This is a genomic window from Enterococcus canis NBRC 100695, assembly GCF_001544375.1.
In the GTDB taxonomy this organism is placed as follows: domain Bacteria; phylum Bacillota; class Bacilli; order Lactobacillales; family Enterococcaceae; genus Enterococcus_H; species Enterococcus_H canis.
The window spans coordinates 314,682-338,298 of record NZ_BCQJ01000003.1; the positions used below are offsets into that span (position 1 = coordinate 314,682).

General features: G+C 44.9%; 27 protein-coding genes and 1 other annotated feature. Of the genes, 9 read left to right on the top strand and 18 right to left on the bottom strand.

What is annotated here, in order from left to right:
* Nucleotides 1-44: 44 nt before the first annotated feature.
* The 5 genes from rpoE to ECA01S_RS06795 form a co-directional block, all read right to left on the bottom strand.
* A complete protein-coding gene (gene rpoE, locus ECA01S_RS06775; protein WP_067393021.1) occupies nucleotides 45-656 on the bottom strand; it encodes a DNA-directed RNA polymerase subunit delta in 612 nt (203 codons plus the stop codon).
* A 74-nt stretch (nucleotides 657-730) separates the two neighbouring features.
* Complete coding sequence (locus tag ECA01S_RS06780; protein ID WP_067393024.1) at nucleotides 731-1,159, bottom strand: YwiB family protein; 429 nt, start codon at nucleotides 1,157-1,159, stop codon at nucleotides 731-733.
* A gap of 1 nt (nucleotide 1,160) precedes the next feature.
* Nucleotides 1,161-2,102, bottom strand: coding sequence for a sugar-binding transcriptional regulator (locus ECA01S_RS06785; RefSeq protein WP_067393026.1), 942 nt, complete (start codon nucleotides 2,100-2,102; stop codon nucleotides 1,161-1,163).
* Nucleotides 2,089-3,069 (bottom strand): alpha-ketoacid dehydrogenase subunit beta, encoded by a 981-nt coding sequence (locus ECA01S_RS06790; RefSeq protein ID WP_067393029.1) that lies wholly within the window; start codon nucleotides 3,067-3,069, stop codon nucleotides 2,089-2,091. The genes ECA01S_RS06785 and ECA01S_RS06790 overlap by 14 nt, the downstream gene beginning before the upstream one ends.
* Nucleotides 3,066-4,061, bottom strand: a complete 996-nt coding sequence (locus ECA01S_RS06795; protein WP_174519967.1) for a thiamine pyrophosphate-dependent dehydrogenase E1 component subunit alpha — start codon at nucleotides 4,059-4,061, stop codon at nucleotides 3,066-3,068. Before ECA01S_RS06795 ends, ECA01S_RS06790 begins: the two co-directional genes overlap by 4 nt.
* A gap of 153 nt (nucleotides 4,062-4,214) precedes the next feature.
* On the opposite strand from ECA01S_RS06795, the gene ECA01S_RS06800 reads away from it, so the two are divergent.
* Genes ECA01S_RS06800 through yidA form a run of 4 tightly spaced genes read left to right on the top strand, consistent with a single transcriptional unit; the run spans nucleotide 4,215 to nucleotide 7,541 of the window.
* Nucleotides 4,215-4,562: a hypothetical protein gene (locus ECA01S_RS06800; RefSeq protein ID WP_067393034.1), complete on the top strand. Its 348-nt coding sequence runs from the start codon at nucleotides 4,215-4,217 to the stop codon at nucleotides 4,560-4,562.
* Nucleotides 4,555-5,361: a lipoate--protein ligase family protein gene (locus tag ECA01S_RS06805; RefSeq protein WP_067393037.1), complete on the top strand. Its 807-nt coding sequence runs from the start codon at nucleotides 4,555-4,557 to the stop codon at nucleotides 5,359-5,361. Before ECA01S_RS06800 ends, ECA01S_RS06805 begins: the two co-directional genes overlap by 8 nt.
* Before the next feature lie 2 nt (nucleotides 5,362-5,363).
* Complete coding sequence (locus tag ECA01S_RS06810) at nucleotides 5,364-6,719, top strand: HD domain-containing protein (RefSeq protein ID WP_067393039.1); 1,356 nt, start codon at nucleotides 5,364-5,366, stop codon at nucleotides 6,717-6,719.
* A 9-nt stretch (nucleotides 6,720-6,728) separates the two neighbouring features.
* Nucleotides 6,729-7,541, top strand: coding sequence for a sugar-phosphatase (gene yidA, locus ECA01S_RS06815; protein ID WP_067393042.1), 813 nt, complete (start codon nucleotides 6,729-6,731; stop codon nucleotides 7,539-7,541).
* Between the two features lie 43 nt (nucleotides 7,542-7,584).
* On the opposite strand, the gene ECA01S_RS06820 is transcribed toward yidA, so the two are convergent.
* Entirely contained in the window at nucleotides 7,585-8,022 is a 438-nt protein-coding gene (locus ECA01S_RS06820; protein WP_067393045.1) for an NUDIX hydrolase, read from the bottom strand.
* Nucleotides 8,023-8,148: 126 nt separating this feature from the next.
* On the opposite strand from ECA01S_RS06820, the gene gloA reads away from it, so the two are divergent.
* The 4 genes from gloA to ECA01S_RS06840 all read left to right on the top strand — a co-directional run bounded on the left by gloA (nucleotide 8,149) and on the right by ECA01S_RS06840 (nucleotide 10,434).
* Nucleotides 8,149-8,520: a lactoylglutathione lyase gene (gene gloA / locus ECA01S_RS06825; RefSeq protein ID WP_067393048.1), complete on the top strand. Its 372-nt coding sequence runs from the start codon at nucleotides 8,149-8,151 to the stop codon at nucleotides 8,518-8,520.
* An 89-nt stretch (nucleotides 8,521-8,609) separates the two neighbouring features.
* Nucleotides 8,610-9,395, top strand: coding sequence for a bifunctional hydroxymethylpyrimidine kinase/phosphomethylpyrimidine kinase (locus ECA01S_RS06830; protein WP_067393051.1), 786 nt, complete (start codon nucleotides 8,610-8,612; stop codon nucleotides 9,393-9,395).
* A complete protein-coding gene (locus ECA01S_RS06835) occupies nucleotides 9,395-9,892 on the top strand; it encodes an ECF transporter S component (RefSeq protein WP_067393054.1) in 498 nt (165 codons plus the stop codon). The genes ECA01S_RS06830 and ECA01S_RS06835 overlap by 1 nt, the downstream gene beginning before the upstream one ends.
* Nucleotides 9,889-10,434, top strand: coding sequence for a TIGR01440 family protein (locus ECA01S_RS06840; RefSeq protein ID WP_067393057.1), 546 nt, complete (start codon nucleotides 9,889-9,891; stop codon nucleotides 10,432-10,434). Before ECA01S_RS06835 ends, ECA01S_RS06840 begins: the two co-directional genes overlap by 4 nt.
* A gap of 67 nt (nucleotides 10,435-10,501) precedes the next feature.
* Here the strand turns inward: ECA01S_RS06840 and ECA01S_RS06845 are convergent, their stop codons facing one another.
* Genes ECA01S_RS06845 through ECA01S_RS06890 form a run of 10 tightly spaced genes read right to left on the bottom strand, consistent with a single transcriptional unit; the run spans nucleotide 10,502 to nucleotide 20,375 of the window.
* Nucleotides 10,502-11,860 (bottom strand): TrkH family potassium uptake protein, encoded by a 1,359-nt coding sequence (locus ECA01S_RS06845; RefSeq protein WP_067393059.1) that lies wholly within the window; start codon nucleotides 11,858-11,860, stop codon nucleotides 10,502-10,504.
* Between the two features lie 28 nt (nucleotides 11,861-11,888).
* On the bottom strand, nucleotides 11,889-12,524 hold the full coding sequence (locus ECA01S_RS06850; protein ID WP_067393061.1) for a V-type ATP synthase subunit D: 636 nt from the start codon (nucleotides 12,522-12,524) through the stop codon (nucleotides 11,889-11,891).
* Between the two features lie 3 nt (nucleotides 12,525-12,527).
* Nucleotides 12,528-13,904: a V-type ATP synthase subunit B gene (locus ECA01S_RS06855; RefSeq protein ID WP_067393063.1), complete on the bottom strand. Its 1,377-nt coding sequence runs from the start codon at nucleotides 13,902-13,904 to the stop codon at nucleotides 12,528-12,530.
* Complete coding sequence (locus tag ECA01S_RS06860) at nucleotides 13,897-15,678, bottom strand: V-type ATP synthase subunit A (protein WP_067393065.1); 1,782 nt, start codon at nucleotides 15,676-15,678, stop codon at nucleotides 13,897-13,899. The genes ECA01S_RS06855 and ECA01S_RS06860 overlap by 8 nt, the downstream gene beginning before the upstream one ends.
* A gap of 16 nt (nucleotides 15,679-15,694) precedes the next feature.
* Nucleotides 15,695-16,006 (bottom strand): V-type ATP synthase subunit F, encoded by a 312-nt coding sequence (locus ECA01S_RS06865; RefSeq protein WP_067393067.1) that lies wholly within the window; start codon nucleotides 16,004-16,006, stop codon nucleotides 15,695-15,697.
* On the bottom strand, nucleotides 15,996-16,982 hold the full coding sequence (locus ECA01S_RS06870) for a V-type ATPase subunit (RefSeq protein WP_067393070.1): 987 nt from the start codon (nucleotides 16,980-16,982) through the stop codon (nucleotides 15,996-15,998). The genes ECA01S_RS06865 and ECA01S_RS06870 overlap by 11 nt, the downstream gene beginning before the upstream one ends.
* Before the next feature lie 9 nt (nucleotides 16,983-16,991).
* A complete protein-coding gene (locus tag ECA01S_RS06875) occupies nucleotides 16,992-17,570 on the bottom strand; it encodes a hypothetical protein (RefSeq protein ID WP_067393073.1) in 579 nt (192 codons plus the stop codon).
* A 16-nt stretch (nucleotides 17,571-17,586) separates the two neighbouring features.
* Nucleotides 17,587-18,057 carry a V-type ATP synthase subunit K gene (locus ECA01S_RS06880; protein ID WP_067393076.1) on the bottom strand — a complete coding sequence of 157 codons (471 nt, stop codon included), beginning with the start codon at nucleotides 18,055-18,057 and terminating at the stop codon, nucleotides 17,587-17,589.
* Between the two features lie 16 nt (nucleotides 18,058-18,073).
* Nucleotides 18,074-20,062 carry a V-type ATP synthase subunit I gene (locus ECA01S_RS06885; RefSeq protein ID WP_067393080.1) on the bottom strand — a complete coding sequence of 663 codons (1,989 nt, stop codon included), beginning with the start codon at nucleotides 20,060-20,062 and terminating at the stop codon, nucleotides 18,074-18,076.
* Nucleotides 20,049-20,375: a hypothetical protein gene (locus tag ECA01S_RS06890; RefSeq protein ID WP_067393083.1), complete on the bottom strand. Its 327-nt coding sequence runs from the start codon at nucleotides 20,373-20,375 to the stop codon at nucleotides 20,049-20,051. Before ECA01S_RS06890 ends, ECA01S_RS06885 begins: the two co-directional genes overlap by 14 nt.
* Nucleotides 20,376-20,485: 110 nt before the next feature.
* Nucleotides 20,486-20,534: a sequence feature (sodium ion sensor (DUF1646 type); this cis-regulatory element may regulate processes involved in with the transportation of sodium ions), on the bottom strand.
* A gap of 165 nt (nucleotides 20,535-20,699) precedes the next feature.
* Here ECA01S_RS06890 and ECA01S_RS06895 point away from each other — a divergent pair.
* Nucleotides 20,700-21,416, top strand: coding sequence for a gamma-glutamyl-gamma-aminobutyrate hydrolase family protein (locus ECA01S_RS06895; RefSeq protein WP_067393086.1), 717 nt, complete (start codon nucleotides 20,700-20,702; stop codon nucleotides 21,414-21,416).
* Between the two features lie 51 nt (nucleotides 21,417-21,467).
* On the opposite strand, the gene ECA01S_RS06900 is transcribed toward ECA01S_RS06895, so the two are convergent.
* The gene (locus tag ECA01S_RS06900; RefSeq protein ID WP_067393089.1) at nucleotides 21,468-22,724 is read right to left on the bottom strand and encodes an ABC transporter permease; all 1,257 of its coding nucleotides are present in this window, start codon (nucleotides 22,722-22,724) and stop codon (nucleotides 21,468-21,470) included.
* Complete coding sequence (locus ECA01S_RS06905) at nucleotides 22,717-23,616, bottom strand: ABC transporter ATP-binding protein (RefSeq protein WP_067393092.1); 900 nt, start codon at nucleotides 23,614-23,616, stop codon at nucleotides 22,717-22,719. Before ECA01S_RS06905 ends, ECA01S_RS06900 begins: the two co-directional genes overlap by 8 nt.
* Nucleotide 23,617 lies beyond the last annotated feature (1 nt).

Below are 23,617 nucleotides of genomic sequence, written 5' to 3' on the forward strand. Positions count from 1 at the left end.
ATCAAAAAAAGAGGCTGACATTTACATGCCGCCCCTCTTCACTCTTAAACTTCTTCGTCCTCGTCATCATCGTCGAAATCATCTTCATCATCATCTTCAATAATGGTGAGATCTTCTTCAATATTGCCTGGCAGTTCTTCTTCATCATCACTGATATCCTCAGCGCCGATTTCTTGTAGATCTGCATTGTATGCGGCGATTTCTTCATCATCATCGTCGTCATCATCGAAGTCTTCGTCTTCGTCATCCGTCAAGTTGTCTTCATCTTCCGGATCATCGGCATTGTAGTCGATAGCTTCATCATCATCCATGATAAAGGCGTTGACTTTCTTCCGTTTTTTACGACGTGGTGTTTCTTCATCATCTTCATCAGCACCATGCGTTACTTCTTCATCGATAGAATCGATTGGATACCAAGAACGTAAGGCCCAACGATTATCACCTAAAGAAATAAAACTGCCATCAATGTTTAAATCCGTATAAAACTGTGCCAAAGCTTCACGAATATCACTATCAGATTTACCTAAATAATTTTGGATTTGGTTTACTAAATCAGAAAAATCCATTACATCGCCATGTTGCTCTAAAATCGCGTGGGCAACTTCGATCATGGACAGTTCGTCGCGGTTAGCGTCTTCGAATACTTTAATTTCCAAATGGTACACGTCCTTTCGCAGTCTACTCTCTATCATACAAAAATCGGGGTCAAAAAGCAATGCTTACTGACGAATCAAGCGGTAAAATCCAGCTCTAAATGATAATTTCCCATCAATTGTTGTTGAGATAAGAGATCGTAGTCAATCACGATTCGGCCGGATACTGGGCGGTCCTTCAAACTAAAGCGCAAGTTATGGGTCTTGGTAGTGATGTGGAACAAGCCATAAGGCGTCCGGTACGTCGTCTCCATGCTTTCTTGATAGCGGAAACGCAAACGCATCCGCATTTCCCCAGAACGGATCAATTGAATCGTTCCGTCTGGTTCCACCTTGATGGTTACGGGAATTTCTACTCCATCTTGTTTTTCTTTATAGCGTATGTATAACGTATCACCGATTTTGATGATTTGGCCGGTCAAATCAAAGAGAAAATCTTGGGTATCCTCCTGCTTGACGGTGGTTTTTAATTGAATGGAAATGGGCACTCCTTGTGTTAGGTCCATTTTATCTCCCTGCTTTCTTTACAATTTCTTCAGCTAGTGCTTCGTCAATCACAATCGTCGTACAACGTTGGGCTACTAAAAGAGGCCATAAACTGTCGGCTTTATTTTTGCCACTGGCTACGACGACGACTTGCGGGATTTCAGTTAGCTCTTCCACTTTTAATCCCAGCATCCGCTGACTGATTTCATTGTTCACGGTTTGACCGTTTTTGTCAAACAAAGACGCCGCAACATCCCCTACGATTCCCTTGTCAGCAAAATCGGAAGGATCTTGCCAGTATCCCAAAGTCTGCCAAGTTGAATTAGCCAGCGGATTTCCTAGCCCAATCAGCGCCAAGTCGACACTTTTAGCCGCTTTCATGGCTCGCTGTAACATTTGTGAACTTCTTAGGGTATCTGCTAAAATCTGTGACTCTGCCAAAGCTGGTGCATAGAAGTAATGGCAATCAGCCTGCAAGCGTTCCGCTAGGCGGAAGGTAAGATGATTCGTGTCATAGTAAAGGTGTTCACTGCTGACGCCACCTACTAAGGGACAAACCTGCATGTCAGGATAATTTTGAAAGGGGATTTCATTAATAACGGCTGCTAAAGTCGTCCCCCAGGTCAAGCCAATCTTCAGTTGTGGTCGCAGCTGCGTTAGTAAGTAGCCCGCCGCCGCTTCGGCAACAGCTTGCTTAGGGTCTACTACGTCATTACTGGGCGCCACAATGACATCTTGCAATTGAAATCTCGTCTCAATTTTGCGCGCTAGTTCGGTACTATGCGCTGTTTCATCATCTAAATAGATGCGGACGATACCTTTTTCGCGGGCCGCCTGTAAAATTTTGGAAATCATGGGACGCGAAATCTGCATCTTTTTGGCAATTTCTGCTTGCGTCCAGCCCTCTTGATAATACAAGCTGGCAACTTTTACTAATTTACGATGGTCTTCACTGTACTTCATGGACGGTGCCTACCATTTCTTTGACTGCGGCGATAATGGTTTCAACTTGCGGAGTCGCTAAATGCTCCAATTGCTTTTGGGCGGGCATCGGTGTAAAGGCGCCCCCTAAGCGACGAACTTGGGCCACCCCAGCTTCTGCGATTACGGCAGCTAGTTCAGCCGAAAAGCCACTTGCTTGAACTGCCTCCGTCACAATTAAGACCTTTTTGGTTTTAGCAGCGGATGCTTGCAAGCCGGCAACATCTAACGGCACCAATGTTCGCGGATCCATTACCTCCACGTCGATACCTTCTGCTGCTAAGGTGGTAGCAGCCTGTAAAGATTTTTGCACCATTAGGCCAGTAGCGATAATAGTTAAGTCGCGTCCCTCTCGCTTACAATCCGCCACCCCTAGTGGTAATTCGTAAGGCTCCTCAGGTACCGGGCCGACTTCTTTATACAGTAACTTGTGTTCATAGACCATGACGGGATTTTCATCTTTGATAGCAGCATGTAACAGCCCTTTGACATCATAAGGGGTGCTAGGCTGCAGGACCTTCAGACCAGGGATATGCGCCATCCAGTTTTCTAAACTTTGTGAATGTTGCGCCGCTGCCCCGGTTCCTGAACCACCAGCCGTACGCATCACTAGTGGCACCTTGGCTTGACCGTTGTACATATAATGAATCTTCGCTGCTTGGTTCACTAGCTGATCCATCGCCACCGTAATAAAATCCGAAAATTGCAGCTCCATAACAGGCCGCAAGCCGGTCATGGCTGATCCGACAGCAACGCCGGCAATCGCGCTTTCGGAAATAGGGGTTGAGCGAACTCTTTCTGCCCCAAACTCCTCCTCTAGGCCTTTGGTGGCACCAAAGCCCCCACCATAGACGCCAATATCTTCCCCAATCAGATACACCCGTTCGTCAGCCGCTAAGGCTTCCCGCAGAGCTTCAGTGACTGCCTCTAAATAGCTGATTTCTCTCATACTTCCGCCTCCGCATAGACATGCTGGTACAGAGCCGCAGCCTCTGGAAAAGGATCGCGGCGTACTTCAGCTACTAGTTCCAGTAATTCTGTCCGTTTTTCTTGGTATAACTGGTCTAAATCCACCGCTAGACCCGCCGCCTGCAATTTTTCAGCCCAACGTAAAATAGGATCATTCGCTTTTTGCCACTCTTCGATCTCAGCTTCGGTACGGTAGAGATTCTTATCTGACTTCGAGTGGCCGGCATGGCGATAAGTCATCGCCTCTAATAAAACCGGGCCTTCACCGCCGCGAACATAAGCTAATGCATCATTCATCGCATCTAAAACAGTTAAGAGATCGTTGCCATCAATCGTCACGCCAGGTATGCCGTAAGCCGCCCCGCGCTCTGACAAGTGGTCAATATTCACCATTTTTTCAATAGGGCTACTCATGGCGTAGTGATTATTCTCAATAAAGAAGATCACAGGCAGCTGCCAAATAGAAGCCAAATTCAAGGCTTCATGAAAACTCCCTTCATTGGTAGCGCCGTCGCCAGCAAAGCAAACTACTACTTGACCGGTTCCTTGCATTTTAGCACTTAAGGCAGCGCCGGTGGCAATCGGAAAACCAGCTCCCACAATTCCGTTTGAACCAAGGTTGCCCACTGCCATATCTGCAATATGCATGCTGCCGCCTTTACCGCCATTTGTGCCGGTGGTGCGGCCCATCATTTCAGCTAACATCCCCCGCACTGAAGTCCCTTTTCCAATGCAGTGACCATGGTTACGGTGGGTGGAAGTAATCCAATCCGTTTTTTCTAACAAAGCCGTTCCGCCAATTGCCGTAGCTTCTTCACCGGTACATAAATGCATGGTGCCATAGATTTCCCCTTCGTCATACAGGCTTTGGATTGTTTCTTCAAAAACGCGAATCTCCACCATTTTTTCAAGATACTGCCGCAATTGCTCCTCTGAGAGTGCGGCTTTTGTTTGGATAGACATCTCGATCATCTTTACATTTGTTCCTCTCTTGATCATTTGTTACCAAGTCTAAAGATTTTTCATGTAAAAAGCAAGTTGTTCCCGCTTTCTTCACGAATTCTTTGGAGTTCCTAGGCTGAAAGTTCGGTCCGCTTCGTTTATAATGAACTGGAGGTGAACAATATGCTGTTTTATGAAGAACAGGCAGCGCTGTTTTGTATGCACTGTCAAAAAGAAACACCCCATCACATCCATTATTTAGATCAACAGATTGCCAGTATCGATTGCCAGATTTGTCAAAACCAGATCAGTATCGATCTTGATGCTATGAAGATCTTCCACCAGTATTTATACGAACGCCTGATTTCTAAACCGGGACGCTTGACGGAGGAAGCCCGGCAGGATTTCAGCCACTTTTTGACCAGCCTACCGATGCGGATTGTTAGTAAGCCCGTCCGTTTTTCGCAAGAGTATGCCCAAATGAATAAGGAAGTCAGGGATTACTTAGATCGCGAGGTGCCCCATGACTGAACAACTAGTCTTTCAACAAAAGGTTACCGACCCCTTTGCGCCTTTTGCTTTAACCGACTGCTTAATTCAATATGCCGGTGACCATAACCAAACAATGCTGCACTTTTGGCAAATGGAAGAGCGCGTGATTTTAGGGATGAAAGATACCCGCCTGCCACATTTGAAAGATGCTGTGACAAGCTTAGAGAAGCATGGTTATGAACCCATCGTCCGTAGTGCCGGTGGTCTAGGCGTGGTTAGCGATAGCGGCGTTTTAAATGTCAGCTTGATTTTACCCAACCCTAGCGAGGCTAAAATCGCCATTGACGAGGCCTATACCCAAATGTGGCAATGGCTGCAACGAGCTTTCGCCACAGCTGAACAGCCAATTGAAGCCTATGAAATTCCTGATTCTTATTGTCCTGGTACCTTTGACTTGAGTATCCATGGGAAAAAAATCGCCGGAATCGCGCAACGACGGATCAAAAAAGGCATTGCCGTCATGCTCTATCTCTCCGTTAACGGCAACCAACTAGCTCGTGGAGCAGCCATGCGTGCCTTTTACCAAGCTGGTTTGCAGGCCGACTTTGGCAGCAATGGCTATCCACCTGTGGATCCTAACGTCATGGCTAACCTGGCTGATTTTCTACCGGAATATGACTCGATTGAGGCCGTCAAAGCTCGGCTTTTAGCCACTATGCCCGGTCAACAACTTGCTGCTGACTGGTCTGATTTTTTGAAAACCAAGGGACTACTAGCGGAATTTGAGCACCAACGTACCCGTATGCTAGCCCGCAATCAAATTTTGGAGGAGTTGTAAGCATGACCTATAAATATGAAATGCTCCCCATCGAAAAAGTTTTTCGCGATCCAGTCCATAACTATATCCATGTCCAACACCAAGTAATTTTAGACTTGATCGATTCCAAAGAGTTTCAGCGTTTGCGCCGCATCAAGCAGTTAGGCACGTCCTCCTTTACTTTTCACGGTGCTGAACATAGTCGCTTCTCTCACTCCTTAGGGGTTTACGACATTACCCGCCGGATTTGCGACTTGTTCAAACGCAATTACTCAAAGGAAAAAATTGGCGCAGACGGCTGGGATGAAGGAGAACGATTAGTGGCCTTGTGTGCAGCCTTACTCCATGACGTCGGTCACGGACCTTATTCCCATACTTTTGAGCATATTTTTCAAACGGATCACGAACAGGTAACGGTGGCGATTCTAACTTCGCCAGAAACCGAAGTCTATCAAATTTTGAACCGGGTGGAAGCAGGCTTTCCCGAAAAAGTGGCCAGCGTGATTCAAAAAACCTATCCCAATCCGCAGGTGGTTCAGATGATTTCCAGTCAGATTGATGCTGACCGGATGGACTACTTATTACGGGATGCTTATTTTACCGGTACTGAATACGGCACCTTTGATTTGACCCGAATTTTACGAGTCATTCGTCCTTATAAAGACGGTATCGCCTTTCAAATGAATGGCATGCATGCTGTGGAAGATTACATTGTCAGCCGCTATCAAATGTACATGCAAGTCTATTTCCATCCTGTATCTCGGGGCATGGAAGTGATTCTAGACCATTTATTGAAGCGAGCTAAGGAGCTTTACGAAGAAGGGCAAGAGTATTTGGAAGAAGCCCGTTTTCTGCTACCATTTTTCCGGGGTGATTATACGTTAAATGATTACCTAAAACTGGATGACGGGGTACTGAATACCTACTTTTTAGCTTGGCAGGACGCTCCTGATGCCATTTTAAGCGATCTGGCTCGGCGCTTCTTACGTCGGAAGCCGTTCAAATCAGCAACCTTTGAAGATCCTGAAGATAAAGCTTTATTGGAAGAAATGCGGGCATTGATCGACGAAGTTGGCTACAATACCAAGTACTATACCGCCATCAATTCCAGCTTTGATCTACCTTATGACTTTTACCGTCCTGAAACGAATCGACATCGCACTCAGATCGAAATTATGAAAACAGATGGTGAATTAGTGGAATTATCACAAATTTCTAGTTTGGTGGCAGCCTTAGCCGGCCAAGGTCAAGGAGACACCCGTTTTTATTTTCCAAAAGAAATGCTTGCACCTTTGCATGCAAACCATTACGATTTATTTGAGGAAGTTTACCAAGAATTTGCCAGACACATCCGCAATGGCGCGGTCGTGTCGCTTTAGGAGGAAGTTATGTCAATCAAATTAGTTGCTATCGACATCGATGGTACGTTAGTCACCGATAACAAAGAAGTCACACCAACCGTTAAGTCCGCCATCAGCGCTGCTAAAGCTCAAGGCGTGCATATCGTTTTATGTACTGGTCGTCCCTTACCAGGGGTTCATCGTTATTTAGATGAGTTAGAGCTCAATGACAATGATGATTATGTCATTACCTATAACGGCTCGCTGGTACAAGAAAGCTTATCCGGTAAGAAAATCTCCAGCCATACCTTGAGTTATGAAGATTTTCTAGAAATTGAAACCATGTCACGGCGTTTAAACGTGCATTTGCATACGATTACGGATGAGGCCATTTACACTGCCAACCGCGACATCAGCTACTATACGGTGAATGAAGCTTTTTGGGTGAAAATGCCGTTACGTTACCGGACGGTTCAAGAAATGACTCCGGAATTAAATATCATCAAAATGATGTACATTGACGAACCAGATTACCTAACCGAGGTCATCAACCGCATTCCAGCTGATTTTGCTAAAAAATATACAATGGTTCGCAGCGATACTTTCTATTATGAAATTTTGAATCGTGATGCTAGTAAAGGCGCAGGCTTAAAGGCACTAGCCGCTCACCTGCAATTAGCACCGGAAGAAGTCATGGCGATTGGCGACAACGAAAATGATCTTTCCATGATTGAATTCGCCGGTACTGGTGTGGCGATGGGCAATGCAGTAGACACGGTGAAAGCCGCCGCCGATATCGTGGCCCCTTCTAATGAAGAAGATGGTGTAGCCCATATCATTCAAGAATACGTCCTAAAATAGCAGACACGAAAAAACGCTGAGAAGCGACTTTCTCAGCGTTTTTTTAGCGATTTTTTTCGATCCATTGTAAGACTGCCCAACGATGACTCCCTCTTTTTAAGCGCACGAGGGCTTCCTTAACCGAAACCCAGTGAATCTTGTTGGTCTTCTCCAAAGGTTCCGCCACCGATTGCCAACTATCAGCAATATAAAAATAGCCGGGATTATAAAAATACGTGTCACGAAAACGAGAATAGAAATAATCCGCCGCTTCGCCTAGATACGCCCCAATCTCAATTACAAACCCTAGTTCTTCCAGCATTTCCCGTGCTAGTGCCTCAGCATGCGTCTCATTTCCTTCAATTTCGCCCCCCGGTAAAAAGCATGCGCCATTAGGAGCTTCCACAATTACGATTTGATCTTCCCGCGAAATAACGGTATACACACCTTTACGCGTTTTATAAGTTTTACCTGCTTCAGGCTGCCCAAATATTGGTTTCATTTTCCCCTCTCCTTCTCATACAAGTTTAACTGAACTCACACATTGCAACAAGCTTCAGGCAGAAAATTTTCTTTGACTAGCGGCTATGTTAAGATAAAATCAACAACTAGAAAGGAAGATGTCTATATGAAAATGGCTCATACTTGTGTCCGTGTAAAGGATTTGGAGGCGTCACTAGACTTTTATCAACGAGCATTTGGTTTTGAAGAAAGTCGTCGCCGTGATTTCCCGGAAAACAAATTTACCTTAGTCTACTTAACTTTACCAGGGGATGACTACGAATTAGAATTAACCTACAATTACGATCACGGGGCTTACGACCTTGGCGACGGCTATGGACATATTGCGATTGCCGTAGCTGACCTGGAAGCTTTACACGAAGAACAAAAAGCAGCTGGCTTTGAAATGACTGACTTAAAAGGTCTGCCTGGCACCGCTCCTTCTTACTACTTTGTAATGGATCCAGATGGCTATAAAATCGAAGTCATTCGCGCTTAAAAAACAACCAATTGGATGGTTTTAAAACATCCAATTGGTTGTTTTTTTCTGTGTCAGGATTTGCTATAGTATTCTGAGGAGGTGAAACGATGAAAAAAGTGCTAACAATTGCTGGTTCTGATATCTTTGCCGGTGGCGGCCTACAAGCCGACTTGGCAACCTTTTCACAGCTAAACACGGCTGGTCTGGCTGCAGTGACTTGCATCGCAACCGTAAAAGATCAATTTGAACTGCACCCCCTAGCAACGAGTTTAGTCCAAGAACAACTGGCTAGTTTAGCGGCGGTGCCACTGGATGCCATCAAGCTAGGGTTACTGTTGACCGAGGAAACAGTAGCAGAAACCAAAAAATTTCTAAAAAGCCAAACAGCACCGGTCATCGCCGATCCGGTTTTCGCCTTTAAAGAAAGTAAAAACTGGCAGGAGAATGGCTTAGCCCGAGCGATTGTCACAGAATTATTTCCGCTAACCACCATTACCACCCCTAATTTGGCAGAAGCAGAAATTCTGGCGGCAATGCCCATTAAATCAGTGGCGGATATGGAAGCGGCGGCGCTTAAAATCCACCGACTGGGTCCTAAAGTCGTGGTCATTAAAGGTGGTAATCGTCTAGCGGGTGAACAAGCCGTCGATTTGGTTTTCGACGGTACCTTCACTTTGTTAGAAGCAGAAAAGTTGCCCCACGAAACCGTCAACGGCGCCGGCTGTACCTTTGCAGCAGCAATTACGGCCGAGATGGCTAAAGGTGCAACAGCCATTGAGGCCATCACCTTTGCTAAGAAATTTGTTCACGCAGCGATTCGCCAAGGTTACATCGTTTCACCAGGATTCGGAAATGTCTGGCCTAATGGCTTGCAAACAGAGGAGGCGCATTAATGAAAAAAATTTCACTACCCTTATTGGCGATGCTGATCGCTGTAACCGTCACACTGTCCATCTTCTTTATTATCCCAGTACCCCCAACACGAGGTTTTGTCACCTTAGCTGAAGTTGGTATCTACACGACTTCCCTGTTATTTGGTGGCGTGCCCGGCATGATTGTGGGTGCCGCAAGTGGCGGCCTGATTGATTTGATCAGCGGCTATCCCGAATGGGCACTTTTTTCCATTATCATCCACGGCTTACAGGGCTATATTACCGGGCGTTTGGCTAAAAAAGCCTTTAAAGGGTCCGACATGACTGGTTTAGCTCTAGGCAGCATCGTAATGGTGGTTGGTTACTTCTTTGCCGGCTGGTTCCTGTTTGGCTTAGGCTCTGGACTAGCTTCTATTGTTGGCAACATCGTTCAAAATGGCTTTGGAATCATAGTGACCTTGCCGGTAGTCAAAGGCTTGGCCCGCTTCCAAGGTATACGAAAGGATCGAGTATCATGACATTTTTAGAAACCCTACAACAAGACTTAACGGAAATTACGTTAGATATTATTGAAAAATCCGACATTAAAAAAGGCGAAATTTTTGTATTAGGTTGTTCTAGTAGTGAAGTTGTTGGCGGCGTTATTGGTAAAAACTCTAGCCAAGAAGTCGGCGAAGTGATTGTCAACACACTTTATGACTTATTAAAGGAACGCGGTATTTATTTAGCTGTGCAAGGCTGCGAACATATCAACCGAGCTTTGGCAGTAGAACGTACCTTGGCGGAGCAAAAGGACTTTGAAATCGTCAGTGTGGTGCCCGCTTTACACGCTGGTGGTTCCGCTTCGGTGGCAGCTTTCCAACTATTTGAAGACCCAGTTGAAATTGAACATATTACCGCCAAAGCTGGCCTTGATATTGGCGATACTGCGATTGGCATGCACATTAAACACGTTCAAATTCCGCTGCGTCCTGTGAAGAAAACCTTAGGGGCCGCCCATGTTACAGCCTTGACTTCCCGACCAAAACTGATTGGCGGTCCTCGGGCGCAATATGAATAATTAAGACAAAAACCACTGATACGCAAAAAGAAGCATGACAGCCGCTAACGCTGCCAGGCTTCTTTTTTTAGCCAATCATAATACTTTCTTCTGGGTATTTGAATTTTGCTTCTTGCTGATTTGCCTTGGTCATTAAAGAGAAACCAACTGTATAGATGCCTACGCGACCAATATACATCAACAGCATGATAATCAACTTACCCACTACAGTCAGGTCCGGTGTTAAGCCCATTGTCAGGCCTACCGTTCCAAATGCCGAGAAGACTTCAAACGCGACATATTCTACTCCAGAGGTTTCAGGAATATTTTCCGTAATTGTCAAAATAATAATCGCCGCCACACAAAGGAAAAAGGTTAGGAAAAATAAAGTAAAGGCGCGAAAAACGACGGCTGAACGAATGGTTCGCTCCTGAAATTCTGCCCGACTTCGACCCTTGAAAATCGACATAATTTGGATACACAAGACCCCAAAAGTTGTGGTTTTTAACCCACCGGCAGTCGATCCTGAGGTTCCCCCAATGTACATCAGAAACATCGTTACGATTAAACCAGCGTTGGTCATTTGCATATAGTCAATAGAATAATAACCGGCAGTTCGTGGCGTCACCGCCATAAAGAAGGTATTAGCCAAACGCTCAAAAAAGTTCGTGCCAGTGGTCAAGCTGGCCGCATTGTTTTCAGTGATGAAGAATAGCAGCATCCCTCCGGCTAAAAGAATCCCCGTCACCCACAAGGCTAATTTAGTGTGCAAGGAAAGCAAGCGATTTTTACGATAGCCTAGCACATCACGCCAAACGATAAAACCAAAACCACCGGCGATAATCAGACCGGAAACCACTAACAGCACAAAAGGATTTTTCTGATACGGCACCAAGCTATCCCCTAACAGGTCAAATCCAGCATTACAGAAACTAGAGACAGAATGGAAAATACCAAAAAAGATGCCCTTACGCCAGCCAAATTCTGGGACAAATTGGATACTCAATAACAGGGCTCCGATAATTTGAATCGTCGCCGCAAATTTAATGATGTAAAGCATCAAACGAATTGCCCCCGACATCTCATCTAGGTTCAAGGCTTCTTGTAAAAGCATGCGTGTATGCAAACTGATTTTCCGTCTCAGGATGAAATACATCAAGACTGGCATCGTCATAAAACCTAAGCCGCCCAACTCAATCAAAACCATAATCAAGAGTTGACCCCATTCATTCCAATGTTCAGCCGTATTCAAGGTAGTTAGCCCCGTCACACAGACAGCTGAGGTTGCCGTAAAGAGACTGTCTAAATAGTTGGTGAACTCGCCACTACGAGAAAAAATCGGCAATGATAGTAAACTACCGCCTACTAAGATCAATAAAAAGAATCCTAGAGCTAATAACTGAACGGCTGAAAAACGTCGTCTTTCTTGGATTTTATATCTGCGCATCGTTTATCTCCTATTGAAAAGAGTGCCACTAAGAAGTGACACCCATATCTTTTACTTTGATCAAGCGTGTAATATCAGCCCGCTCATTTTCTTCCAGTTTCATCTGGATATAGTAAATCGTTTCTTCCAGTTGCGGAATCGTCATGTACTCTAACGCATTGACCCGTCTTCTAGTTTTTTCGATTTCAGCGGCCATCAGTTGACACGTTTTTTCAATCTCTGTTAATTCTAACAGTTTTGGCAGGATCTTGGAAATCTTTTCCATAGCTAAATCCAATTCTACATTGGAATTGAGGTAGCCATAGTCTAACGGTGCTTCCCCCAGTGCCTCATCGTAATGAAAATTCATGACGGGCACTGGAACACTCATAATATTTTTTTCGTAGACATCCAAGGTGACGTTTTGAGCCGGCACAGCCATCAATTCCTCGATGAAATTCTCGTTCAAGGCCGCATTGGCTAAGACGAAGCTGGCTAAAGCTTGGGACAATTCAGCCTCTACTTCTTGACGCAAATCATTATTTTTTCGCACCATCAAAATAAAGCGGCGCATCAGCTCATCCTGTTTGTCCTTTAACAGCTTGTGCCCCCGCGTGGCAGTGGTTCGCTGCTTTTTCAGACGCGTCAATTCCATTCGCGTGGGGTTGACGTTTAAACGTGCCATTTCCTACACCCCTTTCGGCATGTATTTGTCGATCATGTCATCCTTGATCCGTTTCAATTCTGTCCGTGGCAACATGGCCAACAATTCCCAACCAAGATCTAATGTTTCTTCGATTGAACGATTCGTGTAAAAGCCTTGATTGACATACTCTTTTTCAAACCGTTCCGCAAATTTTGCGTAGATCTTATCCACATCTGATAAAGCCGATTCTCCTAAAACTACCGCTAGCTCTTTGGCTTGTTTCCCTTGGGCATAAGCTGCGAATAACTGGTTCATAGTGGCCGCATGGTCCTCCCGCGTCTTGCCTGGTCCGGTTCCTTTATCTTTCAATCGGGAGAGGGATGGCAATACGTCGATTGGGGGCTGGATACCACTTTTATCTAAATCACGAGACAAAATAATTTGTCCTTCCGTGATATAACCAGTCAAATCGGGAATCGGATGGGTCTTGTCATCTTCTGGCATCGTTAAAATTGGAATCTGTGTCACAGAACCTTTCAACCCGCGAATGCGACCAGCCCGTTCATACAAAGTAGCCAAGTTGGTATACAGATACCCTGGATAACCGCGGCGGCCGGGAACTTCCCGACGTGCTGCTGAAATTTCCCGTAAAGCTTCACAGTAGTTAGTCATATCGGTCATAATTACCAGCACGTGCATGCCTTTTTCATAGGCGAGATATTCTGCTGCAGTCAGTGCCATCCGCGGGGTTGCAATCCGTTCAATGGCTGGATCGTTGGCTAAGTTCATAAACATCACTGAGCGATCAATCGCGCCAGTCTGCCGGAAATCTTCCATGAAGAATTCAGCTTCTTCAAAGGTAATCCCGATGGCTGCAAAAACCACGGCGAAATCTTCCTGAGAATTCAAAACCGTTGCTTGGCGCGCGATTTGGGCCGCTAGTTCTTTATGCGGCAACCCTGAACCAGAGAAAACTGGTAGTTTTTGTCCTCGAACAAGGGTATTTAAATGGTCAATAGCGGAGATTCCCGTTTGAATGAACTCATCAGGATAGTCACGCGCTACGGGATTGATGACTTCCCCATTGATATCCAGCATTTTTTCTGGCAAGATTTCAGGCCCATTGTCTTTAGGACGGCCTAAACCGTCAAAAACGCGCCCCACCATATCCTCAGAGACACCTAGTTGTAATGGATGTCCTAAGAAACGAACTTTGGAATCCCGCAAGTTGATGCCGGCAGTTCCTTCAAAAATTTGGACCATCGCTTTATCTTCTTGGGCTTCTAATACTTGGCCGCGCCGAATTTCACCATTTTGCATCCGGACTTCGATCAATTCCTCGTATTTAACACCGGCGACTTTTTCCACCGCCATCAAGGGGCCAACTGCTTCACCAATCGTACGATATTCTTTAAGCATTCGTCATGCCCCCTTCTTCAATGATTTGTTGGATCGTTGTTTTGATTGCTTGTTTAATTTCATCCAAGCGGGCTAATTCTTCTTCAGGAACGTATTTACTGCGGGCAATCTGGTCCCGTAATTCAATCGTGCCATTGATAATTTCGGTCAGATAAGCACCTAATTTTAATGCCCGTTGTCCTTCATGGGCAAAAGTTAAGATATTATCCAACATTTTGTATTGTTTTTCCCGTGAGGTAAAAGTATCGACGTCATCAAAGGCGTTTTGTTGCAGATAGTCTTCCCGAATTTGTTTGGCAACTTCTAAGGTCAAGCGATCACGGTCAGAAAGTGAATCAATCCCCACTAAGCGGACGATTTCATCCAGTTGTGACTCTTCTTGTAAAAGACTCATTGCTTCCGTCACCATCGCTGCCCAGTCAGCTTGTAAATACTGATCCATATATTGGCCGACTTCGGTCAAATAGAGGGAATAGCTGGATAACCAGTTAATTGAAGGGAAATGACGTTTTTGTGCCAAAGTAGAATCTAGCCCCCAGAAAACTTTTACAACCCGCAAGGTATTTTGAGTGACTGGTTCAGAAATATCGCCCCCAGAAGGTGAAACCGCACTGATGGCCGTGATTGAACCTTCCCGACGGTCACTACCTAAGGCGATTACTTTCCCAGAACGCTCATAGTATTCTGCTAAACGCGAACCTAAGTAAGCGGGATAGCCCTCATCCCCAGGCATTTCTTCCAAACGACCACTCATTTCCCGCAAAGCTTCGGCCCAACGTGAAGTCGAGTCTGCCATAATCGCAACGGAATACCCCATATCGCGGAAATATTCCGCAATCGTAATCCCGGTATAAATGGAAGCTTCCCGGGCTGCTACTGGCATATTCGATGTATTGGCAATCAGGACCGTTCGTTCCATCAATGATTCTCCGGTATTTGGATCGATCAGTTCTGGAAATTCATTCAGTACATCGGTCATTTCGTTCCCGCGTTCGCCACAGCCGACGTAAACCACTAGATCCACATCCGCCCATTTAGCGATTTGGTGCTGAACAACTGTTTTGCCAGCTCCAAAAGGTCCCGGTACCGCAGCCGCCCCCCCTTTAGTCACAGGGAAAAAGGTATCAATAACCCGTTGTCCCGTAAGCATCGGTTGGCTTGGATTCATTTTTTCAAAAATTGGGCGGCCTCGACGAACGGGCCATTTTTGCATCATGGTGAATTCTTTTGGTCCTTGAGGGGTTTCTAATTCGTAAACCGTCTCTTCAATCGTAAAATCGCCTGGATAAACGGCCTTGACCGTCCCTTTAACACCAAAAGGCACCATAATTTGGTGACGAATGATATTGGTTTCTTGAACGTAACCAATGATATCCCCAGCGCCGACTTCAACGCCGACTTCCGCTGTTGGAACAAAGGTCCATTTTTTTTCACGATCTAACGCGGGTATTTGGACCCCACGCGTTAAAAAGTTGCTTTTTGTTACTTGCATAAATGTATCCAGTGGCCGCTGAATTCCGTCAAACATCTCTGAGACTAATCCCGGTGCTAACTCTACTGAAAGAGCCTCACCTGTTGTTTTTACGGGTTCGCCTGGTCCAATTCCAGAGGTTTCTTCATATACTTGGATGGAGGCGACATCGCCACGCATTTCGATGATTTCTCCGATAACCCCTAGGTCACCTACGAGACAAATATCTTGAATACTGGCATCTGACATATTTTCAGCCATCACCAGTGGGCCGGATACTTTGATGATTTTTCCTACTTGCAAATTCATTTCTCCTTTGCTACAGAATGTTTTGGCCGACTGCTTTTTCCACATTATCTTGGATCTGTGCCAGGCCGATGCCTAAACTTCCATTATGACTCGGGATCAATATGATCGCCGGTTTGAGACTTTGTTTGTGTCGTTCGATGGTTTCTGGAACTGTCACGGCTGCCGCTTCTGTGATGTAGATCACGCCATAATCAGCGGCGGCCATCTCTTCAATCGCCCCACGGATTTCTATCGCTTCTTTGCCGTAACGCACATCAAAGCCAAAGAGTTTAAAAGGCATGACTGAGTCCCGATCGCCAATAACGCCGATTTTATGAGACATAGCTAAGCCGCATCCTTTCTTGTAACTGTTCTAACGAGAAGCCACTGCGTTTGCCGACCATCAGTAAGCGCAGATTTTTCCATTCAATCTCTTTTGCATTTAAAAAGGCCAATAGCGGTAACGGTCCAAAGGCCATCACTTTGGCCTTTTGGAAAAAGCTCGTGACATAGTCATCTTTGACCTTATCGAGAGCCGCCACATCCAATTCCTTTTCTTTCACAGGTAACAGTTCATGATAGCTGGTACTCATAAGAAAATCAGTAAATTCCCCTAACGAATGCTCTGCAAAAGCTAAAAATGTTTCTTTAGGGATACTGCCTGAACTGGATAAGACCGTCGTTAAGAATGTCGCGTGTTGTCCTTGCAGGATACCGCGGGCCATTGTGGTGATGTTGGTTAAATCAATAAAGGCAATCACCTCTTGCAGCAATTCTGAGTAACCTAATTTTTCCGCTAAGCGGCGTTGTTCGGTCAAAAAGGTGCGATCATAAATGATATCGATGGCCTGCATGATCTTGGCATCTTCAAAATAGGCTAATACTTCATTGATACTGGCCATCACATGTTCTGGCAGTATCGAAGATTGCCCCGTTCTGATGGCGCTTTTTAGATCGGCTAGTGAGAAATGACCATCTGAGATGACTAAATGATCGAGGTTTTGCCCCGTCACTTCGGCCTTCGTCAATACCTTCAAATTATGGAAGAGATAGCGCATCGTATAGATGGCCACCACATCGCTCTCCGGTGCATTTTCATAGGCCCAACTGAATAATTTTTGCTGTTCTTGATCTAAGATCGTTTCAATATGATCCGCAAAATCAATCGTCAGGTAAGGGCCATACACTGTGTTTTTTAAGATATCTTCGACACCGCCCAATTCCGCCTTCAATAAGCGCTCATATTGGTCATTGGTCAGCAGCGCCGATTCCTTGATACGAATCAGCGGGTTGATCTGATTATATGCTGTGTCTTTCATGGGTCCCTCCTAACGAAACAGACGTTCCGCAACTTGAAAGCTCTCTGTTTCTTGTATTTCCCGGACTAGACTGGTAAAGAGGAAATTATACTCGACACCTTCCTGCTCTACGATAAAGCCGGCTTCACCACTAACAGTTGTCCCCAGCTGGTAAGTCGTTCCTAGTTTTTGATTGACATTAGTCAGCCAAGCTGCCGTTAAAGCCACCGCTGATTTAGCGCCAGGCACTACAACAGCTCCCGCTAAATTTAGCGATTTCAAAGCTTGTTCCGCAAAAGCCTGTAACTCTTCTGTTGATTGACTTTCTAGTGCTGTCGCGGCCTCTTCAAAAAGCGTCACCAAGTAGGCTTGTTTTTGGTTCAGCACGCTCTGACGAACGTCTAACTGTTGTCGATTTCGTTTCTGATGAAATTCCTTTTCGATTGCTTGCTTATTTTTAGCAATTTGTTGCTTTTCTAGTTCTTGCAGCGTAACCAGACGCTCATTATGCGCTTCATCGATCCGCGTCTTTTCGGCGTGACGCAGCTCGGTGATCTCGGCTTGACCCTTTGCTAGGATCTGCTGCATGATTTTTTCAATTGCATCCATGCCGGTGCCTCCCTGATTAGACATTCAGAACTAATAAGAATGAAATAACAAAACCTAAGATAGCGTAAGTTTCCACCATCGCAGCGTAAATGATCCCTTTCGTTGCATGTTCTGGTTTTTTAGCCAAAATTTGGATACCAGCTGCAGCCACGCGTCCTTGGGCAATACCAGAGAACAAACCTGTGAAAGCGATTGGTAAAGAGGCCACAAAGTAGTTCAAGCCTTGAACCATTGACATATCCCCATTAAGATTGATAAAAATCAAGAAGGCGATAACGAAACCATATAACCCTTGAGTACCTGGTAACAATTGCAAAATCAATGCTTGACCGAATTTTTCCGGCTGTTCTGTCGTTAAAGCGGCGGCCGCTTCCCCGGTAAAACCGACCCCTTTTGAAGACCCGATTCCTGAGAAGATCGTAGCAGTTGCCATTCCTAATACCGCGAAAACAATTCCGCCACCATTGTTAATTAAATAATCCATCATGTTCAAAATTCCTCCATTACTTTTCGTTTTTCAGTTTATTTGCTTGAATATTGATATATTTTTCAGCCGTTTTTAAAGGCGCAAAAGGCCGGCCCCCGCCTTGATAAAACTTGCCAAAGAATTCCACATACTGTAGTCGCGCACCGTGCACATAAGCACTCAAAAGCGACAAGAAGATATTTAGCGCGTGCAGCGCAACAATCAAAAGTAGCCCCACGGTGAAACGAGCCACTGGTGGCATAAAGGCTACCAGCATATTGAAGGCGGCGGCAATACTGCCTCCTGAGATTCCTAGCGCCATCAACCGTGTATAACTGACTAAATCCCCAATATAACCTGTCAGGCCATATAGACCATACAAACCTTTTGCAAAACCTTTGACTTTTGATTTTGATTGAATAACCGGTACGGCGACGATTAACAGGGCGCTCACAAGCGCAACGCCAGCTCCGACCCAGAGTAAGGTACTACTTTTTACCAGCAATTGCCCCACCACTGCAATCAAGATACCGACTAGTAGCCCCTGCCAGGCAAAACTCTCACTGACACTAGCTAAATATTGCTTGCGTTTCGTTAATTCGATTCCGTTCACCATTAACCCCACCATAATTTGGATAAATCCGAAGATTACCGAAAGTAGGAGGATCGTATTCACATCGTCCGTTGTGGACAGGATTGGAAACGGCGAAGCGACTCCTAAAATTGTTGGCGGCAAGGTAGCCCCAAAGAAAGAGCCGTAAATAAAGCCCCAAATGATCGTTGGGAACGATAAAATAAAGAAGAAATCAGCAAAGCGTTTCATACCTCGTGGTAAAACCAAGACTTTACGAACCACCAGGGTCGCCAATAACATCAAGAGCCCGTATCCGATATCGGCCACCATCATGCCGAAAAATACCATATAAAAAGGTGTCATGATCGGTGTGGGATCAATTTCGTCATATTTTGGTAAGCTGTACATTTCTGTTAGCATTTCGAAAGGTGCTACCACCTTATGATTGCGTAATTTTGTCGGAACTTTCCCGTATTCCTTTTGATCTGGTTCTTCAAATTCCACGAAGACCTCATCAAAGGGAATCGTCCGATACAAGTGATTCAGGACTTGTTCCCGGCCATCTTCTGGTACCCAACCTTGGATTACAAAAAGATAATCCGAGTCCAACACCAGTTGCTTAGCCGCCTCGCGGTTGATATAGGCTAAGATCATTTCTTCTGTTAAAAACAGTTGCTCGATCAACGCACTATATTTTCCTAAAGCTTGCTTGATGGCCTTTTCTTCCTCTACCAATTGTGCCAGCTGCACTTTGTTACTTTGATAGGCCGCTTTAGGTGGCTCATGATAGGGATAGGTCACCACATCGAAGCTGTAACGACTCAACACCTCTTGAATTGTCGTTAGTTCCTTTGGATAAATCAGGCAATAATACAAATGATTGGTACTGTGATAAACTTCTTCCACATAAACGGATAATTTTGCCATTTCAGCTAAAAATTCCGCCTGGTTGCCGACATTTAGTACCCCAATCGTGACGTGGACACTAGCTAGTTGATCAGCCGCGGCTGGATCAATATCCAAATATTGCCAGCGTCCCAGCCAGTCCTCTTGTGCGAGGCATTCTTTTCGCTTGGCAAAAACTGCCTCCAAACGGTCCCGCAAATCTAATAGCTCACTTAACTGTTGTTTCGTATTGGCCTCATTATACTGACTTTCCAAAGCTTCAAGGGTGTAAACTTGTCGAGATAAAGCTTGTTTTTTAGGCGTACTGTAGTGACGGATGAATTGCAACATTTCTTGAATCTGAAAAAGCATCTCTTCTAGCTCTTTACGACGTTCATTAGCTCTTGGTGTATCGATAGAAAAATATTTTTCCACCAAACTGCGCTCAGGCCCGTCTACTAAGCTTTTGACTTCGATATTTTGCAAACCTTGTAAAGTTTGTAAAACAAGTTCTTCTTTTTCAGCCGCAGCAATCACCGTCATTTTTTCCATTTTAGTGACCGCCATAGAGTTTCTTCACCCTTTCTACGATATACTCGATTGCGTCCGTTTTATTTTGTTCATATTGCTGTTGGAAAAGTTGTTCATTTTGTCGTGCGTCTGCCAACAGCTCATCTTTTTCCGTTTGTAGTTCATTGGTTTGACTGGTACGGAATTCTTCCAACAAACGGCTGATCAATGCTTGACTCTGTGCCTCCGCTTGGTGAAAGGCGGCATCTTTTTCTGCTTGATAGTCGTTGATTTCAGCTTTTGCTTGCTGTTTTTCGGCGGCTATCTTTTGCTCTGCTTGGTGGATTGTTTCCAATGCTTCTAATGCCAAAAAGGTCACCTCCTTCTTGCGAATAAAAAAAGGACGTACTAAATATCCTCCTTAAAGAATAATCAGCACCTCCTGTTGATCAAAATGAATAGGACTAGCCACTGATTCTTGCTTTTCTCACCCCTTGAAAAGCTCGATCCTTGAAGCTTACGCCCAACCTTTTACTATTCGCATGTAGTTAAATTATAACAAAAGAACGACAAACTACCAAGTTTTTTTCAACGAATTGTCAATTTTACTGACTGGCGCGTCGCAAGACCTTTTCAATTCCTGATTTTGGCGCTTTATGGTACACTCGAAAAAAATTAGAAAGAAGGGATCTCTGTGACCCAACCCATTATTGGTATCGCTGGGAATCAATTACTAACAGCTGAAGCCGCTTTTCACGGCAATCAAGTCACTTATACACCCCAAGGATTTGTAGATGCCGTTCAGCAAGTTGGCGGGCTGCCATTCGTCTTGCCGATTGGTGCCCCGGAAACGGCCGCCGCCTATATTCAAAGAGTTGATAAATTGATTTTAGCAGGGGGACAGGATGTTTCACCGCAATTTTATCACGAAGAGCCACGCCCGAAAATTGGCGAGACTAATGCCCAGCGGGACCGCTTCGAATTAGCGTTGATTGCCGCCGCCATCAACCAACAAAAACCAATTTTCGCCGTTTGTCGTGGTATGCAACTATTAAATGTCGCTTTAGGCGGCAGCCTCTATCAAGATCTTAGTGAATATAGCGGCTGGCAGGTCAAGCATGAACAAGCGCCAACCCAGCCAAAATTTGCCACTCACAATATCACCATCAGTGAAGACGCACTATTTGCTTCAATTTTTGCTCAAACCTGTCGGGTGAATTCTTACCATCACCAAGCAATCAAGGACCTGGGCACAAATTTAGCCGTTGCGGCCCACAGTGATGATGGCATTGTGGAAGCTATCCAGGATCCTGCCAGACGCTTACTAGGTGTTCAATGGCATCCCGAACTTTCCTTTCCCTTTGATGAAAAGGAACAGGCTTTATTTGCCTACGCCGTTAATGAGCTCTAAAAATAGCGCCCCTCAGCAAGCTAAACTCACTGAGGGGCGCTATTATTTTGTTTATTTCTTGCGTTCGTTACGCATGATTGAAACAGATTGTTTCAAGGAAGACCAGAAACCACCTTCACTATAAACTAAAACATTTGATTTATACATATTCGCTGAGAAGATCGTCAATACCACTGCCGTCACGAGTAATAGGACTAGTGAAATGACGACGCTACTGGTAGGTGCCGTATCAAAGGCCAAGCGGACGGGCATAATATAAGAAGATAGGAAGGGAATATAGGAAGTAATCCGCACCACAATATTTTGTGGGTCATTCGCGCCTAACACTAAACCAATAATATAGCCAATCAAAGCTAGATACGTAATTGGTTGGACAGCTTTGGCGGTATCTTCTGCCTTGTTCACTAACGATCCACAAAGCGCGGCTAAAACCGAGTACAGGAAGACGCCGATGATAAAATACAACAAAATGTAAATCAAGTAGCTGCCTAAAACTTGTTGCAAGTCAATCGTCTGCAATAGTTCTTTGACAATGTCTAAGTTTTTAAATTGCATAAAGGCCACTACCCCAGCAATGCCGTAAATGGCGATTTGCGTTAGACAAACTAATAAAACGCCGACTAATTTTCCGTAAAAATGCGTTTGGGCGGTCGTACTGGAAAGAATGACTTCCATGATCCGCGTGCCCTTTTCCGAAGCAATCTCTTGGGCAATGATGGAAGCATAGGTGATGATAATCATAAACATCACAATTACTAAAGCGTAGGCCACGGCATATTGGATGCCAGTATGATCTGCACCAGTTTCAGCTTGCCCGTCTTCATTAAAGGAAATCTTGGTTTTCTCAAACTGGGCCGGCTGGCTTAAGGTCGCTACCTCTTCATTCGTCAAACCCAGCTTGCCAGCATTTAAGCCTGCTTGCATCGTGTTCAACAGCTGTTGGATCGTCATTTCATTGGTATTCCCTAAACCAGACTCAGCATAGAGCTTACCAGAAATTTGATCCTGTTGATTAGCAACCACCAAATAGCCGTCTACCTTTTCATCTTCTAAGGCTTTTTGGGCTGCCTTCTCATCAGGGTAAGCTTTAAAGTGTAATTCCTCCCCTTTTTGAGCTTCAAACTGAGCAGTCAAAGCCGCGTCCCCGACAACCCCTACTTGTGTGCCTTCGGAAAGTCCGCCGGCAAAGTAGATAGCGGCATAAGCAATTCCCATCAAAATAAAAGGCACTAAAATCATAAATAGAAATGACCAAGATTTGACATTTTTCTTATAAACATCGCTAGCGATGATCCAAAATTTATTCATTTGGCGCACCTGCTTTCATTTTGAAGATTTCTTCTAAGGTCGGCGGTTGTTGATTGAACATCGGGATATAGCCATTGGCCGTGGCCCGCATAAAGATTTCTTCACCGACTTTTGGTTCTGCCAGCGTGACTTCCGTGATGCCGTCAGGGCGAACGAAAGCCCGTTCGACACCGTCAAAGGTCAACAAGTCCGCCACTGAAAGCGGGGATTCTAAGAATAATTTCGTACGACCAAAGCTTTCACGAATCTCATGAACCTTACCATCTAAGACCATTTGGCCACTGCGAATCATGACTAAATGATCAACGATTTTTTCAACATTATCCATATTATGACTGGAGAAAATAACACACGAGCCCTTATCCTTCAACTCAAGAATCCCGTCCCGTAATAGATCCGCATTCACCGGGTCCAGTCCGCTAAATGGTTCATCTAAAATCACGAGTTTTGGTTCGTGAATCAAGGTGGCAATCAATTGGACTTTTTGTTGGTTCCCCTTAGACAAAGATTTGACCTTATCCGTTTTCTTGCCTTTAACTTGGAAACGTTCCATCCATTCATCGATTTTTGGTTCGATTTCTTTTTTGGATTTCCCCCGCAAAGCGGCAAAATACAATAATTGCTCTTCCACAGAAACTTTCGGATACAATCCCCGTTCTTCCGGCAAATAGCCGATGATATTGTAATCTTTTTCTGTCAGGGGATGGCCATCCCACAAAATCTCACCTTTATCTGGTGTCAAAAAATTCAAAATCAAACGAAATGTGGTGGTTTTGCCGGCCCCATTCTGTCCAATCAAGCCTAAAATTTTGCCATCAGGAATCCGAAATGATACGTCATCTACCGCACGATAGTCGCCAAATGTTTTGACGAGCCCATTTACTTCTAACATA

Excerpts from the sequence above, each read along its gene's own strand:
- ECA01S_RS06865 (WP_067393067.1), bottom strand. The coding sequence starts at position 16,006 with ATGTCTCATAAAATCGGCGTTATTGGCGATCGGGACTCAGTCATGCCT.
- ECA01S_RS06830 (WP_067393051.1), top strand. The coding sequence starts at position 8,610 with ATGAAAAAAGTGCTAACAATTGCTGGTTCTGATATCTTTGCCGGTGGC.
- ECA01S_RS06835 (WP_067393054.1), top strand. The coding sequence starts at position 9,395 with ATGAAAAAAATTTCACTACCCTTATTGGCGATGCTGATCGCTGTAACC.
- ECA01S_RS06780 (WP_067393024.1), bottom strand. The coding sequence starts at position 1,159 with ATGGACCTAACACAAGGAGTGCCCATTTCCATTCAATTAAAAACCACC.
- ECA01S_RS06820 (WP_067393045.1), bottom strand. The coding sequence starts at position 8,022 with ATGAAACCAATATTTGGGCAGCCTGAAGCAGGTAAAACTTATAAAACG.
- ECA01S_RS06905 (WP_067393092.1), bottom strand. The coding sequence starts at position 23,616 with ATGTTAGAAGTAAATGGGCTCGTCAAAACATTTGGCGACTATCGTGCG.
- ECA01S_RS06810 (WP_067393039.1), top strand. The coding sequence starts at position 5,364 with ATGACCTATAAATATGAAATGCTCCCCATCGAAAAAGTTTTTCGCGAT.
- ECA01S_RS06900 (WP_067393089.1), bottom strand. The coding sequence starts at position 22,724 with ATGAATAAATTTTGGATCATCGCTAGCGATGTTTATAAGAAAAATGTC.
- ECA01S_RS06840 (WP_067393057.1), top strand. The coding sequence starts at position 9,889 with ATGACATTTTTAGAAACCCTACAACAAGACTTAACGGAAATTACGTTA.
- ECA01S_RS06795 (WP_174519967.1), bottom strand. The coding sequence starts at position 4,061 with ATGATCGAGATGTCTATCCAAACAAAAGCCGCACTCTCAGAGGAGCAA.
- gloA (WP_067393048.1), top strand. The coding sequence starts at position 8,149 with ATGAAAATGGCTCATACTTGTGTCCGTGTAAAGGATTTGGAGGCGTCA.
- ECA01S_RS06785 (WP_067393026.1), bottom strand. The coding sequence starts at position 2,102 with ATGAAGTACAGTGAAGACCATCGTAAATTAGTAAAAGTTGCCAGCTTG.
- yidA (WP_067393042.1), top strand. The coding sequence starts at position 6,729 with ATGTCAATCAAATTAGTTGCTATCGACATCGATGGTACGTTAGTCACC.
- ECA01S_RS06880 (WP_067393076.1), bottom strand. The coding sequence starts at position 18,057 with ATGATGGATTATTTAATTAACAATGGTGGCGGAATTGTTTTCGCGGTA.
- ECA01S_RS06790 (WP_067393029.1), bottom strand. The coding sequence starts at position 3,069 with ATGAGAGAAATCAGCTATTTAGAGGCAGTCACTGAAGCTCTGCGGGAA.
- ECA01S_RS06885 (WP_067393080.1), bottom strand. The coding sequence starts at position 20,062 with ATGGCGGTCACTAAAATGGAAAAAATGACGGTGATTGCTGCGGCTGAA.
- ECA01S_RS06870 (WP_067393070.1), bottom strand. The coding sequence starts at position 16,982 with ATGAAAGACACAGCATATAATCAGATCAACCCGCTGATTCGTATCAAG.
- ECA01S_RS06855 (WP_067393063.1), bottom strand. The coding sequence starts at position 13,904 with ATGCTTAAAGAATATCGTACGATTGGTGAAGCAGTTGGCCCCTTGATG.
- ECA01S_RS06850 (WP_067393061.1), bottom strand. The coding sequence starts at position 12,524 with ATGGCACGTTTAAACGTCAACCCCACGCGAATGGAATTGACGCGTCTG.
- ECA01S_RS06800 (WP_067393034.1), top strand. The coding sequence starts at position 4,215 with ATGCTGTTTTATGAAGAACAGGCAGCGCTGTTTTGTATGCACTGTCAA.
- ECA01S_RS06805 (WP_067393037.1), top strand. The coding sequence starts at position 4,555 with ATGACTGAACAACTAGTCTTTCAACAAAAGGTTACCGACCCCTTTGCG.
- ECA01S_RS06845 (WP_067393059.1), bottom strand. The coding sequence starts at position 11,860 with ATGCGCAGATATAAAATCCAAGAAAGACGACGTTTTTCAGCCGTTCAG.
- ECA01S_RS06875 (WP_067393073.1), bottom strand. The coding sequence starts at position 17,570 with ATGGATGCAATTGAAAAAATCATGCAGCAGATCCTAGCAAAGGGTCAA.